This is a genomic window from Solemya elarraichensis gill symbiont (genome assembly GCF_002021095.1).
In the GTDB taxonomy this organism is placed as follows: domain Bacteria; phylum Pseudomonadota; class Gammaproteobacteria; order Chromatiales; family Chromatiaceae.
The window spans coordinates 1-1,790 of sequence record NZ_MPRK01000307.1 but is presented as its reverse complement, the minus strand read 5'-3'; the positions used below and the strand labels follow the sequence as shown (position 1 = coordinate 1,790).

At 48.5% G+C, this 1,790-nt stretch carries 3 protein-coding genes; all 3 read left to right on the top strand.

The genetic code is table 11. The annotated features are described in order from the left end of the window. A partial coding sequence (locus BOW51_RS11490; RefSeq protein WP_217349043.1) for a hypothetical protein occupies positions 1-227 on the top strand: 227 nt, incomplete at its 5' end. A gap of 162 nt (positions 228-389) precedes the next feature. Further along, positions 390-1,286, top strand: coding sequence for a hypothetical protein (locus BOW51_RS10475; protein WP_078477662.1), 897 nt, complete (start codon positions 390-392; stop codon positions 1,284-1,286). Between the two features lie 36 nt (positions 1,287-1,322). Further along, positions 1,323-1,739 carry a major capsid protein gene (locus BOW51_RS10470; protein ID WP_167367339.1) on the top strand — a complete coding sequence of 139 codons (417 nt, stop codon included), beginning with the start codon at positions 1,323-1,325 and terminating at the stop codon, positions 1,737-1,739. The last annotated feature ends 51 nt before the right edge of the window (positions 1,740-1,790 follow it).

Here is a 1,790-nt window from a genome sequence, read left to right as displayed (position 1 = left end):
TGCAAAAGGATATTGAAAAGGCACTTTACCATTATAGTATTAGTGCTGAACTCGGTCAGACATTTGCCATGAGGCACATGGGAGCCATTATGTGTGAAGGGCACACTGGGTTTTGGGGGCGATTCAAAGGCTATTATCTCAGAACAAAGGGAGTGATCCTGGCCCTAACGCACATTATAAAAAATGCTAAATATGGTGGGGCTGGTCCATACGTAACGATTGGCTAGTTATTCAGAAAGTGCAAACGGACGTTATCTAACCATTCACCCGGACCCGCCAAGAGCGGGTTTTTTCATGCCTGTATTTTGCTCATGTCGTGATGACAGCAGCAAGCACACCCTGCCTGACAGGCGAGGCAAAAGGGGTGTGTTCCTTTATGGAGACACGCAATGACCGACCAAGCGCAAGCAGTCGAGAGTGAGGTCGTCGAGGCAACCCCAGCGGTTCAACCCGAAACGACCGAAGTAGAAACTGAAGTAACGAACGAAGAACTCAAGGACGCACTTGAAGCCGCTGGTACGTCGGAGGAAGAGGGCGAGCCGGAGTTCACTGAAATTGAGTACGAGGGACAGACCTACAACGTCCCTGAAGAACTCAAGGAAGCATTTTTAAGGCAGTCTGACTACACACGCAAAACCCAAGAGGTTGCTGAGAGTCGCAAGGAGTTTGAGACGCAGAAGGAGGCTGGAACACGCCAACTTGTTGAAGTTCAACAGGCTATGCAACTCCAACAGCAGAACTTGCAGGGCTATGCCCAGGTAGCCAGTCTTGATGCCCAAATCCAGCAATTTGAGCAAGTCGATTGGAATGAGTTGATTAACAACGATCCGGTTGAGGCGCAAAAACTGCAATGGCAATACGGGCAATTGAAAGAGCAGCGCAACCAGGCTGCACAACAAATCTCGCAACGCGAACAGCAAGTACAACTCCAGCAACAACAGCAGATTGCACAGATGGTGGAGCAGGGGAAAGAAGTTCTAGCGAAAGAGATTGAAGGCTGGTCGCCAGAAGTTGCAAGTCAACTGACGGAGTACGGTAAAACGCAAGGTTTTAATGATGCGGAAATGGCACAAGTCATTGACCCTCGTCATGTAAAGATTCTGCACAAAGCCCACTTGTACGACCAGGTGATAGCGAAAGCCAAAACGCGCAGGCCTGCGGGAGTGAAAGCGGCTCCTACGAAGAAAGTCACGTCAGGAAGAACCGCGAGTAAAGACCCAAAGAAAATGACCACTGATGAGTGGATAGCATGGCGTAACAAGCAAGTCGCCAATAAATCACGCTGAGAAGCGTTTTCAAATCCCTTTTGATGGAGAATACTGATGGCTAACCTTAGCTTAACGATTGATGATATTACGCGAGAAAGTTTGCGTGTGTTGCATCAGAAATGTAATTTCATCAGCAACATCACCAAAGATTATGACGGCAGTTACGCCAAACAAGGCGCAAAGATCGGTGATACCCTGCGCATTCGCTTGCCTATCCAGTACAGTACTGGCACAGGTGCGACAATGGCAACGGGTACTGGTGCTGATACCATTCAAACCTCAACCACCCTCCAGGTGAGCACGCAGCGTCACGTTCCAATGCGTTTCACATCTGCTGAAATGACAATGGATATTGACGAATTTTCAAGTCGTCATGTTGAACCAGCAATGAAGAAGCTGGCTGCAATGATCGAGAATGACTGTCTTGCCCAGGCAATGACTGGCACCGCACAACTGCACCAGAGCCTGTAGATAATTCTGTGTAACTGCCCTGTTCAAATATGGTCAATGAGTCGATCTTCA

Excerpts from the sequence above, each read along its gene's own strand:
- BOW51_RS10470 (WP_167367339.1), top strand. The coding sequence starts at position 1,323 with ATGGCTAACCTTAGCTTAACGATTGATGATATTACGCGAGAAAGTTTG.
- BOW51_RS10475 (WP_078477662.1), top strand. The coding sequence starts at position 390 with ATGACCGACCAAGCGCAAGCAGTCGAGAGTGAGGTCGTCGAGGCAACC.